This is a genomic window from Mycobacterium adipatum (genome assembly GCF_001644575.1).
Lineage (GTDB): Bacteria > Actinomycetota > Actinomycetes > Mycobacteriales > Mycobacteriaceae > Mycobacterium > Mycobacterium adipatum.
Map to the genome: position 1 here is coordinate 5321981 of NZ_CP015596.1, position 16112 is coordinate 5338092.

The 16112-nt window shown below is 66.1% G+C and carries 15 protein-coding genes; 4 read left to right on the plus strand and 11 right to left on the minus strand.

The annotated features are described in order from the left end of the window. Positions 1–42: 42 nt before the first annotated feature. Positions 43–1263, plus strand: coding sequence for an ornithine--oxo-acid transaminase (gene rocD / locus A7U43_RS25365; RefSeq protein ID WP_068000490.1), 1221 nt, complete (start codon positions 43–45; stop codon positions 1261–1263). On the opposite strand, the gene A7U43_RS25370 is transcribed toward rocD, so the two are convergent. The 4 genes from A7U43_RS25370 to A7U43_RS25385 all read right to left on the minus strand — a co-directional run bounded on the left by A7U43_RS25370 (position 1260) and on the right by A7U43_RS25385 (position 5849). Beyond that, positions 1260–2114: a mycofactocin-coupled SDR family oxidoreductase gene (locus tag A7U43_RS25370; RefSeq protein WP_068000493.1), complete on the minus strand. Its 855-nt coding sequence runs from the start codon at positions 2112–2114 to the stop codon at positions 1260–1262. The two genes, rocD and A7U43_RS25370, sit on opposite strands and share 4 nt — an antisense overlap. An 85-nt stretch (positions 2115–2199) precedes the next feature. After that, positions 2200–3450: an arginine deiminase gene (gene arcA / locus A7U43_RS25375; protein ID WP_068000495.1), complete on the minus strand. Its 1251-nt coding sequence runs from the start codon at positions 3448–3450 to the stop codon at positions 2200–2202. Positions 3451–3465: 15 nt separating this feature from the next. Further along, positions 3466–4860 carry a basic amino acid/polyamine antiporter gene (locus A7U43_RS25380; RefSeq protein WP_231963732.1) on the minus strand — a complete coding sequence of 465 codons (1395 nt, stop codon included), beginning with the start codon at positions 4858–4860 and terminating at the stop codon, positions 3466–3468. A gap of 143 nt (positions 4861–5003) precedes the next feature. Next, positions 5004–5849, minus strand: coding sequence for an SHOCT domain-containing protein (locus A7U43_RS25385; RefSeq protein ID WP_068000501.1), 846 nt, complete (start codon positions 5847–5849; stop codon positions 5004–5006). A gap of 113 nt (positions 5850–5962) precedes the next feature. On the opposite strand from A7U43_RS25385, the gene A7U43_RS25390 reads away from it, so the two are divergent. Then, positions 5963–8236 (plus strand): sensor histidine kinase, encoded by a 2274-nt coding sequence (locus A7U43_RS25390; protein ID WP_068000503.1) that lies wholly within the window; start codon positions 5963–5965, stop codon positions 8234–8236. Positions 8237–8395: 159 nt separating this feature from the next. Continuing rightward, positions 8396–9064, plus strand: coding sequence for a LuxR C-terminal-related transcriptional regulator (locus A7U43_RS25395; protein WP_231963463.1), 669 nt, complete (start codon positions 8396–8398; stop codon positions 9062–9064). A gap of 148 nt (positions 9065–9212) precedes the next feature. Here A7U43_RS25395 and tuf read toward each other — a convergent pair whose 3' ends face one another. From tuf to A7U43_RS25430, 7 genes are all read right to left on the minus strand, one after another. Continuing rightward, positions 9213–10403 carry an elongation factor Tu gene (gene tuf, locus A7U43_RS25400; protein ID WP_068000509.1) on the minus strand — a complete coding sequence of 397 codons (1191 nt, stop codon included), beginning with the start codon at positions 10401–10403 and terminating at the stop codon, positions 9213–9215. Positions 10404–10488: 85 nt separating this feature from the next. Further along, on the minus strand, positions 10489–12540 hold the full coding sequence (gene fusA / locus A7U43_RS25405) for an elongation factor G (protein WP_231963733.1): 2052 nt from the start codon (positions 12538–12540) through the stop codon (positions 10489–10491). Positions 12541–12655: 115 nt separating this feature from the next. Then, on the minus strand, positions 12656–13126 hold the full coding sequence (rpsG, locus tag A7U43_RS25410) for a 30S ribosomal protein S7 (protein WP_018601866.1): 471 nt from the start codon (positions 13124–13126) through the stop codon (positions 12656–12658). Then, positions 13126–13500 carry a 30S ribosomal protein S12 gene (gene rpsL, locus A7U43_RS25415; RefSeq protein ID WP_057166991.1) on the minus strand — a complete coding sequence of 125 codons (375 nt, stop codon included), beginning with the start codon at positions 13498–13500 and terminating at the stop codon, positions 13126–13128. The genes rpsG and rpsL overlap by 1 nt, the downstream gene beginning before the upstream one ends. Positions 13501–13855: 355 nt before the next feature. Next, positions 13856–14422, minus strand: a complete 567-nt coding sequence (locus tag A7U43_RS25420) for a TetR/AcrR family transcriptional regulator (RefSeq protein ID WP_068000515.1) — start codon at positions 14420–14422, stop codon at positions 13856–13858. Positions 14423–14475: 53 nt separating this feature from the next. Continuing rightward, a complete protein-coding gene (locus tag A7U43_RS25425; RefSeq protein WP_156526024.1) occupies positions 14476–15000 on the minus strand; it encodes a DUF3558 domain-containing protein in 525 nt (174 codons plus the stop codon). Positions 15001–15013: 13 nt separating this feature from the next. Beyond that, a complete protein-coding gene (locus tag A7U43_RS25430; RefSeq protein ID WP_068000517.1) occupies positions 15014–15586 on the minus strand; it encodes a DUF3558 family protein in 573 nt (190 codons plus the stop codon). 107 nt (positions 15587–15693) lie between these two features. Between A7U43_RS25430 and A7U43_RS25435 the strand changes: the two genes are divergently transcribed. Beyond that, positions 15694–16074 carry a DUF3060 domain-containing protein gene (locus A7U43_RS25435; RefSeq protein WP_231963734.1) on the plus strand — a complete coding sequence of 127 codons (381 nt, stop codon included), beginning with the start codon at positions 15694–15696 and terminating at the stop codon, positions 16072–16074. Positions 16075–16112 lie beyond the last annotated feature (38 nt).

The following is a 16112-nucleotide window of genomic DNA, read 5'->3' on the forward strand; positions in this document are numbered from 1 at the left end:
CATCGGCCCCGGGTGCGGGCGGCGAGTGTGCGAGGGGTCCGCGTGAGCATCGTGAGCGATATCAGCACCCGCACGAGCGCGGCGATCGCGCTCGATGACCGCTACACCGCCCACAACTACGCCCCGCTGCCGGTGGTCGCCGCCAGCGCCGAGGGCGCCTGGATCACCGACGTGGACGGCCGCCGCTACCTGGACTGCCTGGCCGCCTACTCTGCGGTGAACTTCGGTCATCGCAACCCGGTCATCACCGCCGCCGCCCACGCCCAACTCGATGCCGTCACGCTGGTGAGCCGCGCGTTCCACTCCGACCGTCTCGGTCCGTTCTGCCGGGCGTTGGCCGCGATGTGCGGTAAGGACATGGTGCTGCCGATGAACAGTGGCGCCGAGGCCGTCGAGAGTGCGATCAAGGTCGCCCGCAAATGGGGTTCCGACGTCAAGGGCGTTCCGGCCGGCCAGGCCAACATCATCGTGGCCCGCAACAACTTTCACGGCCGCACCACCACGATCATCAGCTTCTCCGATGACCAGACGGCCCGCGGTGGGTTCGGCCCGTTCACCCCCGGGTTCCGGGCGGTGCCCTTCGGCGATGCCGCCGCGCTGGCCGCGGCCATCGACGGGAACACCGTCGCCGTGCTGCTGGAACCGATCCAGGGCGAGGCCGGCATCATCGTGCCACCGGCGGACTTCCTGCCGCGGGTGCGCGCGCTGTGCACCGAGCACAACGTGCTGATGATCGCCGACGAGATCCAGTCCGGGCTGGCCCGGACCGGCCGCACCTTCGCCTGCGACCACTGGGATGTGGTGCCCGATATCTATCTGTTGGGCAAGGCACTCGGCGGTGGGGTCGTCCCCCTGTCTGCGGTCATCGCCAACCGCGACATCCTCGGTGTGCTGCACCCCGGCGAGCACGGCTCCACATTCGGCGGCAATCCGCTGGCCGCCGCCATCGGATCCACCGTTGTCGAGATCCTCAATACCGGCGAATACCAATCCCGCTCAACCGAACTCGGCGAGCATCTGCACCACCGGCTGGCCGGCGTCCCCGGCGTCACCGCGGTGCGCGGCAAGGGCCTGTGGGCGGGTGTCGACATCGACGCACAGGTCGGCACCGGCAAACAGGTGAGCCTGCGGTTGGCCGAACGCGGGGTGCTGGTGAAGGACACCCACGGTCAGACGCTCCGCTTCGCCCCGCCGCTGGTGATCACCAAGGACGAGATCGACTGGGCGATGGAGCGTTTCGCCGAAGCGATGACTATCGGCTAGTACTTCATGACGCCGCGGTCCACGGCGATCTGGCTGCCCGACAGGGTGGCGGACCCGTCGCCGGCCAGCCAGGCCACCACGTTGGAGACCTCTTCGGGCGCCATGAACGCGGCCAGTCCCTCGCTCTTGCCGTCGGTCACCCGGTGATACGGCATCGGCGCGAAGCTGTGCAGGAAACTCGGGTGCTTCCCGAAGAGCGCACCCATCGCCTCGGGCTCGATCATCGGGGTGTCGATGGAGTACGGATGGATGGAGTTCACCCGGATGCCGTACTCGCCGACCTCCAGTGCCAGCGAGTTGGTCAACGCGGTCAGGCCGTGTTTGGACGCGGCGTAATGCCCGTTGCCCGGTGTGGCTTTCATCCCGGCCGAGGAGCTGACGATGATGATCGATCCGCCGTTGCCCGCTTCGATCATCGCCGGCACGGTGGCCCGAATGGTGCGCCAGGTGCCGTTGAGGTTCACGTCGATCACGGTGTCCCACTGTTCGGGGGTGAGTTCCCAGACCCGGCCCCAGCTGAGCACACCCGCGTTGGCCACCACGATATCGAGCCGGCCGAATTGCTCCACAGCGTCGGCCACCAGCTGCTCCTGGGCTTCCAGGTCACGGATGTCCACCGCGCGGGCGAGCACCTTGCGCCCGGTGGCCTCCACCGCCCGCACCGTCTCGGCCAAGTCCTCGGCGGTGGCGGCAGGATAGGTCACCGAGCTCGAGACCGGCGCACAGATATCGGAGGCGATGATGTCGGCGCCCTCGTTGGCCAGCCGGATGGCGTGCGCCCGTCCCTGGCCGCGGGCGGCGCCGGTGATGAAGGCAACCCGGCCCTCGAGTGTCTCGCTTGCCGCCGTCATGAGCCGGTCCTTCCCAAATAACCCCATCGGTCCCGCGTCAGGCTAGCAGTAGAACTGAAACGTGTTCTAGTGATTGCGGCGGCAACTAGAAGACGACCGCGTCCCGGATGATGGGGCAGGTCATGCAGTGTCCGCCACCGCGTCCGCGGCCCAGTTCGGCGCCCACGATGGTGATGACCTCCACGCCGGCCTTCCGCAGCAACGAGTTGGTGTGGGTGTTGCGGTCGTAGGCGAAGACCACTCCGGGTTCGACCGCGACGAGGTTGTTGCCGCTGTCCCACTGCTGGCGCTCCGAGTCGTACTGGGTGCCGCCCGTCTCGACGATGCGCAACCGCGGCAGACCCAATGCGGCGGCCACCACTTCGGTGAACGGCTTGCCCTCCTCGATCACCTCGACGCCGGGATCTGAGTCGCTGGGCAACAGGGTGAACGACGCGATGTTGTCCACGATGTCGGGATAGATCGTCACCACATCGCGGTCGGCGAAGGTGAACACGGTGTCCAGGTGCATGGCGGCGCGGAGCTTCGGCATCCCGGCCACAATCACCTTCTCGGCACCGCCGTTGGCGAACAGTTCGGCGGCCACCTGGGTGATGGCCTGGCGTGATGTGCGCTCACTCATCCCGATGAGCACCACACCGTTACCGGGAATCAGTACGTCGCCGCCCTCGATGGTGGCCAGTCCCCACTGTTTCTCGGGATCGCCCCACCACACCGTCGATCCCACATAGTCCGGGTGGAACTCGTAGATCGCCTTCATCAACAGCGTCTCGTCCTGACGGGCCGGCCAGTACAGCGGATTCAGCGTCACCCCGCCGTAAATCCAGCAGGTGGTGTCCCGGGTATAGAGCGTGTTGGGCAATGGGGGCATCAGGTATTCGGCGACCCGGGTGTCCTCCCGGGTCAGCGCGCGGTACCCGGATTGGATGTCCGCGGGCAGGTCGAGGGTCGACATGCCACCGATGAGCAGCTCGGCCAGTCGACGCGGCTGCAGGGAATCCAGGAAGCCGCGGGTGTCCTCGACGAGGCCCAGACCCACCTCGTTGGCCGTGATCTTGCGGTCGAGCAACCAGTCCTTCGCCTCGGCGATCGCCATGGTCTCGGTGAGCAGGTCGTGCAGTTCGACGACCTCGACACCGCGTGCGCGCATCTTGTCCATGAAGTCCAGGTGGTCGCGTCGGGCGTTCTGCACCCACAGCACATCGTCGAAGAGCAAGTCGTCGCAGTTGGTCGGTGTCAGCCGTTCGTGGGCGAGGCCCGGCGCGCACACCAGCACCTTGCGCAGCGTGCCGACCTCGGAGTGCACCCCGTAGGCGTCAGACGGTTTGGTGGTCATAGCTGCTCAGTCCTCTCAGATCGTGATCGCGCCGGTGACCAGGGACACCACGCCGGCAACGGCACCGGCCACGATGACGGCGAACAACACGGCCTCGGCCGGGGTGAACACCCGCAGTCCGCGTTGGCGGCGGGCCATCCAGTACAGCAGCGCTCCGGGGGCGTAGAGGATGCACGACAACAGTAGGTGATCCCAGCCCGCCGCGTAGACCAGGAACAGCGTGTACAACGTGGCGACCGCCGAGACCACCATGTGGGGAATCAATGACGTTGCATCCGAATATGTCTCACGCGTGATCGTGAGCTTCAGGGCGTAACTTGCCGCGAGCAGGTACGGGATGAGCGCGAGCGCGGCGGTCAGATCGAGCATGAAATTCAGCGCATCGTCGGAGAACACCAGCAGGATCAGCAGCAACTGCACCAGTCCGGCGGCCATGATCAGGGCATTGACCGGCGCGCCGTTGGCGTTCTCGCGGGCCAAGAATCTCGGCATGTCCTCGGATCGGGCGGGCAGGAACAGGATCTCCGCGGCCATCAATGTCCACGCCAGATAGGCGCCCAGCACCGAGATGATGACCCCGACCCGGATGAGCACCGAACCCCACGGTCCGACAACGGATTCCAGCACCGCGGCCATCGAGGGCTGCGCGGCACCGGCCAGCTCGGACTGCGACATCACGCCGTAGGACGACAGCGTGACGAGCATAAACACCGACAGCACGGCCAAGAAGCCGACCACCGTGGCCCTGCCGACGTCCGCACGTCTCTTGGCGAACCGCGAATAGACGCTGGCGCCCTCGATTCCCATGAACACGAACACCGTGATCAGCATCGTGCCCTTGGCCTGATCGAAAAGCGCTGACCACGAGTAGTTCCCGTCACCGCCCCAAAAGTTCCCGGCAAATACATCGGCCTCGAACGCGATGATGACGATGACGACGAACATCAGGATCGGGATGATCTTGGCGAATGTCGCGATGCGGTTGATGATTGCCGCTTCCTTGACACCGCGCAGGATCAGATAGAAGAACAACCACACCCCGACCGACGACACGATCACGGCCAGGACGGTCGACCCGTCTCCCAGCGCCGGGAACAGGGCCGGGAACAGCGTGCCCAGCGTGGCCATGATGAGCACCCAGTACGACGTGTTGCCCGCGCACGCAGATGCCCAGAACCCGAACGCGGAATTGAACCCGACGTAATCACCGAAACCGGCTCGGGCGTAGGCGTAGATCCCGGCGTCCAGGTCGGGCTTGCGGGTCGCCAGCTGCTGGAATACGAAGGCCAGCATGAGCATCCCGGCACCGGCGATGGTCCAGGCGATCAGGGCACCCGCCACGCCGGTCTCCACGCCGAACCGACGCGGCAGCAGGAACACTCCGGAGCCGATCATCGAGCCGATGACCATGGCGGTCAGGGTCGGCAGGCTGACCTTGTTGTCCTTCGTCTCGGCTTCCGTCGCGGTCACGGCACCGCCCCTCCCCAGGACTTCGGTAGCTGAGCCGGACGCTACCGCAACCGGATCGGGGAGGCGGCCGTTATCGCCGTCGTCTAGAGCTCGGCGATGATCTGCTGGCGTTTGGCGGTGTATTCGTCATCGGAGATGGCCCCGGTGGCGCGCAGGGTCTCCAGCTCCTGCAAGCGTTGCGCGGTGCTGGGTTCGGGCACCGGCGGCGGGTATACCCCGACCGGTGGGGCCGGGTACGCGGCGGCCGGCTGAGCCGCCGGGGGCGCCTGGTGCGCCGCGGCCCGGCGGACCGCATCCTGCACCTGGGCCCGCACCGCGGGATTGTTGCGCAGATCGATCATGCGGTTCATGCCGATTCCGTTGTCCTTCATGATCCGCAGGATCTCCATCAACGGCTCGACCTGTCCGGACAGGTCGTAGGTCTTGTTGTCCGCGTCGATGGTGAACGTCGCCGGCATCTGACCGGTGATCAAAGCACTGCGTTCCCAGTCGATCTGGAACTGACCGGTGGCCGGATCGACGAGCACCGCCAGACGCCGCGACGTCAGCATCGCCAACCGGGTCACGTCGGCGATCACCCGGTCCTCGGCGTCGAAGGTGTTGATACCGGGACCGGAGATGCGCAGGTTGAGCTTCACCACCGGCCGCTCGTTGATCCGGGTGTTCGTCTCCGCCATCCCGGTGATCTGCGCCAGCGCCAGCACACCGTGCGCCTCGAGTTGCTCGGTCCTGACCTGCGCCTGCGCGCCATAGCCGGCGATCCCCAACGCGACCAGCACGTCGACGGCGGTCACCAGCAGACCGGTCCAGAACATCCACTTCATCAGCTCGCTCTGCCCGGTCGCGAAGTAGACGGCAAGGAAGATCGGCCCGACCAGGCCGCCGCACAGCAACACCATGAGCTGTGCCTTCACATAACGCCACACCATGGACCGCTCCTCGTCTCGACGCGCTCAGATAATGACACCCGTCGGCCCGGGGCGGTTTGGCAATGTCCGTCAATTGGCCGACGTTGACACTGACATTCGGTACATAATGTCCTGTGCTCGAGCGCGGCCACAACCCGGCGGTACATGTATCCGAACAGCAGGTGATCGCCCACGCTCAAGACCTCGCCGTCATCCTCCTGAACACCGTCACCCTGGTGGCGTCAATCAGTGCGCTGTTGCTGCCGAACACCCCGGAATCGAATATCGGCCTGGTGGCGCTGGCGCTGCTGGTGTGCTGGTCGGTCTACCGGTTGGCGACCCGGTCTCGGTCGACGACGTTCCAGGCGCTCGACTTCTGCTACGTCCTGGTGGTGTCGGCATCGGTGCCCGTATTCGGCACCGACCCGCATCTGCTCTACACCAACTCGGTACCCCAGGTCATCGCCGGCGTCGCCGTGATCACCGTCGCCATCGCTCAACCACCACGGGTCAGCTTCCCGGCCGCTCTGGCGATCACGGCGGCCTACACCGTGGGGTCCGCACAGGTGGTCGGCTGGGACCGGGTGCTGCACATCCCGATGCTCTACTACATGCTGGCCGTCGAGTGGGCCATCACGACGGTCCTGGTGCTGACCGCCCGGACGGTGGCCCGTCGCGTCGACCAGGCCCGCGCCGACAACCATGATGCCGCGCTGCGCGACGCGATCGCCGCGGCGGTGCGCGATCACGAACTCGAGCACATGGCGCTGGTGCACGACACCGCCGCCTCCACCCTGCATCTGGTCGGTGAGGGCGCCGAGGTGTCACCGGAACGCATCGCCGCACAGGCCAGTCGCGACCTCGCGCTGCTGGCCGGCGAACCGATCGGACTGGACACCGGATCGGCCACCGATATCGCCGCCGCGATCAGGGTGGAGGTCCAGCACTCGACGACTCCGATCGAGGTGACCGGGCTGCACCGCCTGGCGCTGGACGGCCGCACCGCCAATGCCGTCGTCGCCGTGGTGCGGGAGGCGATCAACAACGCCGATCGGCACGCCCGGGCGCAGCGCATCGTCATCGACATCTCACCGTCGACGGTGACCATCACCGACGATGGGGTCGGTTTCGATCCCCTCACCACCAGCCTCGGCCACGGCCTCGCGGAATCGATCGTCGGCCGGATGCGACGCGCCAACGGCACCGCCTCGGTGCGCTCCACCCCGGGGGAGGGCACCGTCGTCACCATCAACTGGCACCAGCTGCAGGGCGCACCCCCCGGCGGCCCGCACGTCGAGGACGTCGACCAGCTCACCGAGCGGATCTTCGTGCGATTCGGCCTGGGCATCGTGGCCTTTGCCTTTGTCCAGCTGGCGCTGGCGGTGCCCTACGCGGCGAACAGCACCGATCATCCCGTGGCGCAGTTCGTCCTCGGCGGGCTGGCGGCGCTGGTGGCGCTCGCCGGCATCCCGCGGGTGCTGGACCGGCAACCGAATCTCACCGTGCCCGCGCTGATCGTGATGGCGGCGATCATCTACGTGCAAGCCAATCTGCTACCGCACAACATGCTCGGCGGGCCGGCGCAATGGCCGCTGCTGGCGACCACCCTGTGCGTGCTGCCCTACCTGCTGCGGCTGCGGCCGGCACTGGCCGCAGGGGTGATGATCGCGTTCTGGCTGGGCACCGCCATCCTGAACTTCGTGGCCTATCCGGGCATGGCCACCGCCTACAACCTGGCGCTCTACACCGCCGGCATCTTCGTGGTGCAGCTCTTCGTGCTGGCCTTCCCGGTGATGCTGCGTAACGCCAACGCCACTGCCGCCGAGGAGATCCGGGACCGCTGGGCCAAAGATGCGCAACGGCGGATCAACGAGGCCTTGTACGACGACTACGTGCGGCGCACCGCCAAGCTGATCCGCGGGGTGTTCCCCTTGCTGCAGACGTTGAGCACCGGCACCATCGACGCCGATATCCGGTGGCGCGCCCGCATCGAATCACGCCGGCTGCGGCTGTACATCTTCCAGGCCCGCACCTTCGGGCACCCCCTGGTCGCCGAGCTGCGCCAGGCCATCGAGGATGCCGACGCGCGCGGGGTGGTGGTGTCGCTGAACGCCGACAACGACCTGCCGCGGCTGGACCGCGAGCAGCGTCGCCGGCTGCTGGCGCCCATCGAAGCCGCCCTGTCCCGCGCCACCGAGCACGCCCGGCTGGGCCTGACCGTGGTTCCCGGCGAACTGATCGCCAGCATCCTCTGCGATGACGGCGGGATGGGTGTCCAACCGCGGCCCGGCACCGTCGACGAGCCGCGCATCGAGGTGACCGAGATCGGCGGAACCGTGTGGATCAGCGTGCATCACGAGATGGCCGATACCGCCATTGACTCCGTGCCGCGCGCCGAGATCGCTTAAAATCTACCCCGGCGACAATTCTGTTAGCCAACATGTGAAGTTGGGGCTTCACATCGAGTTTGCTGGGGGTACAGTCTGTGTACTGGAATGCGCTGAGGTCCGGGTTTCTGGCCTCCTTGACGCCGGTTGGCCTGCATGACTAGGACCGTGAATCGCGGGGTGGGTAAAACGACGGAAGCCATCACGGTTGCACTGATCGACGATCACGATGTGATCCACGCCGGCGTCCGCGCCTGGTTTGCCGGCTGCACCCCGCCCATCGATCTGGTCGCCGACTACCCGAACCCCACCTCCTTCCTCGCCGACCACCCCGTGGGCGGCGAGGACATCGAGGTGGTCCTGTTCGATCTCCAGTACGACCGTTTTCAGCCCGAATTCGACACCCTGCGGCAGGTCTGCGAAGCCGGGCACCGGGTGATCGTCTACTCACACATGGCCACCGATGAGGTCATCCTGTCCAGTCTGGATGCCGGTGCCACCACGTTCCTGGCCAAGGGCGAGGACAAGCAGCATCTGTTCGACGCGGTGTATGCCGCCCACGCCAACACCCCGTATGTGGGCCCGCGGATGGCCAAGGCGTTGTTCAACGACCGCACCGTCGGGCGGCCCGGGCTGAGCACCCGGGAACGCGAGGTGCTGATCGCCTGGTTCCAGACGGAGAACAAGGAGTTCGTCGCCAAGCGGCTGTTCATCGAACCGTCGACGGTGCGCACCCACCTGCAGCGGGCCCGGGCGAAGTACGCCGCCGTCGGCAGGCCGGCACCCACCAAGGCCGCGCTGATCGCCCGCGCGGTGCAGGACGGCATCCTGAGCATCGAGGACCTCTAGCCCCCAAAGGCGCGGCGAAACTCGCGTACCGGTTGCTGTCTGCGTGCTTGCAGCAACCGGTACGCGAGTTTCGCACAGACGGGGTGTGGGCGAAAAGCAAAGCGGCGCCCACCCTTTCGGGTGAGCGCCGCTCTGGTGTGGAACAGACTTACTTGATGATCTTGGTAACCCGGCCGGCGCCGACGGTGCGTCCACCCTCACGGATGGCGAACCGCAGGCCCTCGTCCATGGCGACGGGCTGGATCAGCTTGACGGAGATGTCGGTGTTGTCACCGGGCATCACCATCTCGGTGCCCTCGGGCAGGGTCACAACGCCGGTCACGTCCGTGGTGCGGAAGTAGAACTGCGGACGGTAGTTGTTGAAGAACGGCGTGTGGCGGCCACCCTCGTCCTTGGACAGGATGTAGACGCTGCCCTCGAACTCGGTGTGCGGGGTGGTGGTGCCGGGCTTGACGACAACCTGGCCACGCTCGACATCTTCGCGCTTGATGCCACGAACCAGCAGACCGACGTTGTCACCGGCCTGGCCCTGATCGAGCAGCTTGCGGAACATCTCGACACCGGTGACCGTGGTCTTGGTGGTGGTCGGACGGATGCCGACGATCTCGACGTCCTCGTTCACGTTGATCACGCCACGCTCGACGCGACCGGTCACCACGGTGCCGCGGCCGGTGATGGTGAAGACGTCCTCGACGGGCATCAGGAACGGCTTGTCGGTCTCGCGGACCGGGTCCGGGATGGACTCGTCGACGGCTTCCATCAGCTTCTGGACGGACTCGACCCACTTCGGGTCACCCTCCAGCGCCTTGAGCGCCGAGACCTGAACGACCGGGGCGTCCTCGTCGAAGTCCTGCGCGGCCAGCAGCTCGCGGACCTCGAGCTCGACGAGCTCCAGCAGTTCTTCGTCGTCGACCATGTCCGACTTGTTCAGCGCGACCAGGATGTAGGGCACGCCGACCTGGCGGGCGAGCAGCACGTGCTCGCGGGTCTGCGGCATCGGACCGTCAGTGGCGGCGACCACCAGGATTGCGCCGTCCATCTGGGCGGCACCGGTGATCATGTTCTTGATGTAGTCAGCGTGACCGGGGGCGTCGACGTGCGCGTAGTGACGCTTCTCGGTCTGGTACTCCACGTGGGAGATGTTGATCGTGATACCGCGCTGACGCTCTTCGGGCGCATTGTCGATCTGGTCGAATGCGCGCGACTCGTTCAAATCGGGGTACTTGTCGTGCAGAACCTTGGTGATTGCTGCAGTCAGCGTGGTCTTGCCGTGGTCAACGTGACCGATGGTCCCGATGTTGACGTGCGGCTTCGTCCGCTCGAACTTCGCCTTCGCCACTGTGGTGTCCTCCTGGACTTGTTGGTGCTTTACGTAAAGCAGGTTGTGTTGATGTGTTCAGTTATGCGGTCTGCAAAGTACCGGACTACTGCCCGGTCGCCTTCGCGATGATCTCCTTCGACACGTTCGCCGGAACTTCGGCGTACGAGTCGAACACCATGGAGTAGTTAGCCCGGCCCTGGGTCTTCGACCGAAGGTCGCCGACGTAGCCGAACATCTCCGACAGCGGAACCTGCGCCTTGACGACGCGCGCACCGCTGCGCTCCTCCATGGCCTGGATCTGACCACGGCGGGAGTTCAGGTCGCCGATCACATCGCCCATGTAATCCTCGGGCGTGGTGACCTCGACGGCCATGATCGGTTCCAGGATCACCGGCTGCGCCTGCTGCGCCGCCTTCTTCATGACCTGCGAACCGGCCACCTTGAAGGCCATTTCCGACGAGTCGACGTCATGGTAGGCGCCGTCGAGCAGCGTGACCTTGACGTTCACCAGCGGGTAGCCGGCGAGCACGCCGTACTGCATGGCGTCCTGCGCACCGGCATCCACCGACGGGATGTACTCGCGCGGGATACGGCCACCGGTGACCTTGTTCTCGAACTCGTAGGTCGCACCGTCCTCGCCGACGAACGGCTCCAGGTTGATGATGACCTTGGCGAACTGGCCGGAGCCACCCGTCTGCTTCTTGTGGGTGAACTCGACGTTGTTCGCGGCGCGGCGAATGGTCTCGCGGTAGGCCACCTGCGGCTTGCCGACGTTGGCCTCGACCTTGAACTCGCGACGCATGCGGTCGACCAGGATGTCCAGGTGCAGCTCGCCCATGCCGCCGATGACGGTCTGGCCGGTGTCCTGATCCAGGTGCACCTTGAAGGTCGGGTCCTCTTCGGCCAGCTTCTGGATGGCCGTGCCCAGCTTCTCCTGGTCACTCTTGGTCTTGGGCTCGATGGCGACCTCGATGACCGGATCCGGGAAGGTCATCGACTCCAGCACGATCTGGTTGTTCGGATCGCTCAGGGTGTCACCGGTGGTGGTGTCCTTGAGGCCGATGACCGCGTAGATGTGGCCGGCACTGGCCGTGTCCACCGGGTTCTCCTTGTTGGAGTGCATCTGGAACAGCTTGCCCAGGCGCTCCTTCTTGCCCTTGGTCGAGTTGATGACCTGGGCACCGGAGTCGACCTTGCCCGAGTACACCCGGACGTAGGTCAGCTTGCCGAAGAACGGGTGGGTGGCGACCTTGAAGGCCAGCCCGGAGAACGGCTCGTCCGCGGAAGGCTTACGAGAGATGATCTCGTCTTCCTTGTTCGGGACATGTCCTTCGGCGGCCGGGACGTCCAGCGGGTTGGGCAGGTAGTCGATGACGGCGTCGAGCATGGGCTGCACGCCCTTGTTCTTGAACGCCGAACCGCACAGCACCGGGTAGGCCGCCGAGGTGATGGTCAGCTTGCGCAGACCGGCCTTGATCTCGTCGACCGTCAGCTCTTCGCCGCCCAGGTACTTCTCCATGAGCTCGTCGTCGGTCTCGGCGACGGCCTCGATCATGGCGGTGCGGTACTCCTCGGCCTTCTCCTGCAGATCGGCCGGGATGTCGACGGTCTCGTACTTCTCGCCGAGCTTGGTCTCGCCGCTCCACACCTTGGCCTTCATCTCGACCAGGTCGACGACGCCCTCGAAGTCACCTTCGGAGCCGATCGGCAGCTGGATCGGGATGACGTTGGCGCCCAGGCGATCCTTCATGGTCTGCACCGAGAAGTAGAAGTCCGCGCCCAGCTTGTCCATCTTGTTGACGAAGCAGATGCGCGGGACGTCGTACTTGTCGGCCTGACGCCAGACCTGCTCGGACTGCGGCTCGACACCTTCCTTGCCGTCGAAGACGGCGACGGCACCGTCGAGCACGCGCAGCGAACGCTCCACCTCGACGGTGAAGTCGACGTGGCCGGGGGTGTCGATGATGTTGATCTGGTTGTCGTTCCAGAAACAGGTGGTGGCGGCGGAGGTGATGGTGATACCCCGCTCCTGCTCCTGCTCCATCCAGTCCATCGTGGCGGCGCCGTCGTGCACCTCACCGATCTTGTAGCTGATACCGGTGTAGAAGAGGATGCGCTCGGTCGTCGTCGTCTTACCGGCGTCGATGTGCGCCATGATGCCGATGTTGCGGACCTTCGTGAGGTCGGTCAGCACGTCCTGTGCCACGGCTAAATTCCCACTCTTTCGCTTGCTTGGTTGCTGTCCGGTGTGCCGCCCCGAAGGGCATTCATCACCAGCGGTAGTGCGCGAAGGCCCGGTTAGCTTCGGCCATCTTGTGCGTGTCTTCGCGACGCTTCACAGCGGCACCGAGACCATTGCTGGCATCGAGGATCTCGTTGGCGAGGCGCTCGACCATGGTCTTTTCGCGGCGCGCCTTGGAGAAGCTGACCAGCCAGCGCAGGGCCAGCGTGGTCGAGCGGTCCGGACGGACCTCCACGGGCACCTGGTAGGTGGCGCCACCGACACGGCGGCTGCGCACCTCGAGGGCGGGCTTGACGTTGTCCAGCGCACGCTTGAGCGTCACGACGGGATCGGTGCCGGTCTTGTCACGGGCCTGCTCCAGCGCCCCGTAGACGATGCGCTCGGCCAGCGACTTCTTGCCGTCCAGCAGCACCTTGTTGACCAGCTGGGTGACCAGCTGCGACCCGTAGACCGGATCGTTGACCAACGGGCGCTTCGGCGCGGGACCCTTGCGAGGCATTAGCTCTTCTCCTTCTTCGCGCCGTAACGGCTGCGTGCCTGCTTGCGGTTCTTGACACCCTGGGTGTCCAGCGAGCCGCGGATGATCTTGTAGCGCACACCCGGAAGGTCCTTCACACGACCGCCGCGCACCAGCACCATCGAGTGCTCCTGCAGGTTGTGGCCTTCGCCCGGGATGTAGGCGGTGACCTCAACCCCGGTGGTCAGCTTCACGCGGGCGACCTTCCGAAGCGCCGAGTTCGGCTTCTTCGGGGTGGTGGTGTACACGCGAGTGCACACGCCGCGGCGCTGCGGGCTGCCCTTGAGGGCCGCGGTCTTGACCTTCGCGACCTTGTCGCGGCGACCCTTGCGGACCAGCTGGTTGATGGTTGGCATGTACCGGCTTTCTGTGTTGCTACTTCTACTTCTGGTGGTGGCTCGGTGTTACTCAGTCAAGCTTTTAGGTCTCTGTACTGCAGTTTTCGCCTGATCGCCTACCCCGCGACCGGGCGTGTCGCACGCGTCCGGCACCGAAACTTCCGATGCGTTCGAGGACACGAAGACACACGAATTCGCCCAGCCTGCAGCCACACGGCCAACTTTTCGCAGCCGCATGCGCCCCTGACAGCCAGGCACGAGGCTCCACGATACCAGGGGTGGGCGTGCCGAACCAAACCCGTCCGTGAGGGCCTTATCGCAGGTCAGACGCCACAGCTCCGCACAAGCGCCTACCGACAGGGTACAGACGGTGCTAACGACGCTCCATGCCGGCGGCCAACCTCAGCACCATGTCGGTGAACACCGCATCGGTATCGACGTCGTCCATCACCCCGGTCATTTCCAGCAATACGAACCCGTGCAGGGCGGACCAGAACTCCAGGGCCGCATAGAACGCGTTATCGCCGTCCAGTCCGTAGGACGCCAGGGCAGCCAGCACCGGGCCGGCGGCCTCCCGCGCGGCGGCGGTGTATTCCGGATCGTCACCGCCCAACGGCATCCGGGTGAACGCGGAGTAGCGGCCCGGATGGTGGTGGGCGTAGCTGCGGTAGGCGCTGGCCATGGTGACCACCGCATCGTCGCGGGTCCGGCCCTCCCCCACCGCGTGCAGCATGCCGATGATGTCCTGGATGACCCGCATCCGCACTGTTCGGCGCATGTCTTCGAGGCTTTGCACATGGTTGTACAGCGACGGGCCCTTGGTGCCCAGCTGGGTGGCCAGCGCGTTGATGGTCAGCGCATCCCAGCCCTCGCGGTCCAGGAAGGCCAACGCGGCGTTCACGATTGCGTCGCGGCTCAGTTTGGTCGCCCGCGCTGCCATTCGCCCGCCCTCCGGTCCGTCGTGATCCCCCGAAGCCGGGTTGACTAATGACTCTAGTTCACCCGGTCCTGGCTGAGTTTGGCCAGTTCGTCGGCGATCGCACACAGCGGGGGCAGCGTGGCGGGATTCATCGTCTGGATCGACCAGGTGATGACGTCGTTCCCCTTCGCCACATAGATGCTGCAGGCATTCGCGTCATAGGCCTTGAAGCCCTCGTTGCCGACCATCGAGAGCTCGCTGAGGGTGCGGCCGGCCTGCTTCTCCAGGTCACGCTCGACCGCCATATCGCTGCCCCGGTACCACCAGGTCGATATGCCCATCCCGGCCCCGAAGGTGCCGATCGCGGAACTCTCCTGCCAGAAGCAGCCGGTGTCGTTGACGAGCACCTTGGTGAACAGCGCGGGACCGGTCACCCGCGCGATATCGGCGTCGGTGATGCCGTGACAGTCACCACCGCGGAATCCGCCGCTGGGCTCCTGACGTCCGGCCGCCGGGGCCGCATGATCGGTCTCGCCGCTGCCGCAGCCGGTCAGTGCCGGCGCCATCGCCACGACCGCGGCACACGCGGTGATCATCATCGACCGGCGCACGTCACAGGTCCGATCGCAACGTCGCCGACAGCAGTTTCTGGGCGTCCAGGCAGGCGTCCACGCCGGGGTCACCGGATTTATCCCCGTCGCCGCGCACCTGGACCCACCAGCTGAGCACGCCGCCACCGGCGGCGGCGGTGGCCGCGCACGCCGAGCCGGTGATGTCCCGGCGGGCCAGGAAGGCGGTCCTGCGCTCGATGACGGTATCGCTGACCTCGGCGCCACGGTCCAGCGCGAGCGCGCGCTCGCGGCCCAGGTCCCCGCTGTCGAACCACGCGAAGGTCGCGTCGATCATGGCCTCGCCGCGGGGCAGCACGTACTGGCAGACCGCGCCGCTGTACGGGCGCACGACGTCGTCGGCGGCCAGGATGGACTGCACCGAGTCATCGGTCAGCAGTCCGCAGCGGTTGTCGTTGTAGCCGTAGCCGCGTTCGGCATCGGCATATCCATCGGCGCCGGCCGCGCGCACCGGCTGCGCGATGCCGCCGACCTGCTGCACGCAACCCGCGGCGGCCATCACGGTGGCTGCCACGGCAAGAGGCCGGAGAGTGGTCCGGAAGCCACGCGCACGCATCGGTGCACACGCTACCCAGCGACAACGCCGTCTGCGACCGGACGGCAAACCCGGCAAGCGGCGCCGCGGGCGGGTCGGGCACCGTAGTCTGTTGACCCATGGCGACCCTGAGTGTGCATAGTCGGAGCCGGTCCATCGCGGCGGGCGCGTTGGTCACCCCGCTGCTGCTGGCGAGTCTGGCCGCGCCCTCGGCGCAGGCCAAGAACGGCGACACCCACATCACCGGTCAGGGCGTCGTGCAGACGATCGACTGCAACAACGCCACGCTGCTGGTGAACGGGACCAGCAACACCATCAACGCCAAGGGCACCTGCTGGGCGGTGACCCTGCAGGGGTCGTCGAACATCGTCATCGCCGACAACATCATCAACGACGTCACCGTGTACGGCTATGACCAGACGGTGATCTACCACAACGGTGCCCCCGCGGTGATCGACCGCGGCCGGGAACTCGGCATGACCAACCGCATCAACTGGGCCCCGGCCTGACCCTGTGCGTCGGATCCTCGCACTGTTCGTGCTGCTGG